Origin of the sequence: Neoluteolibacter marinus (genome assembly GCF_014904755.1) — a bacterium.
Classification (GTDB): Bacteria; Verrucomicrobiota; Verrucomicrobiia; order Verrucomicrobiales; family Akkermansiaceae; genus Haloferula; species Haloferula marina.
On the sequence record NZ_JACZFQ010000205.1, the window covers coordinates 1 to 397 of the forward strand.

The 397-nt window shown below is 64.7% G+C and carries 1 pseudogene; it reads left to right on the forward strand.

Features of this window, described 5'->3' with window-relative positions:
• Window positions 1–6: 6 nt before the first annotated feature.
• Window positions 7–397, forward strand: a pseudogene (locus IG178_RS24480) (transporter permease); the annotation flags it as partial.

Consider the following 397-nt stretch of genomic DNA (forward strand, 5'->3'; position numbering starts at 1 on the left):
CCTGAGATCGTCCCTCTGATCGCGATGTTCGTGATCGCCGCGATCTTCCCGATCAACATCGGCTTCCTGGGCTTCGTCGGCGCCTTCGCCGTGGGCACCTTCTACCTGGGCTTCGACGACAAGGAGGTCCTCGAGGCCTACCCGAGCCACATCGTCCTGACCGTCACCGGCGTCACGTACTTCTTCGGCATGGCCAAGCAGAACGGGACGATCGACCTGATGGTCAATGCGTGCATCCGAGCGGTGCGCGGAAAGGTCTCGCTGACCCCTGGGTCTTCTTCCTGGTGGCCGCATTCCTGACCTCGCTGGGCACCTTCAGCCCCGCAGCCGTCGCCCTGATCGCCCCTGCAGCCATGACGTTCGCTGCCCGCAGCCGCATGAGCCCGCTGGTCATGGG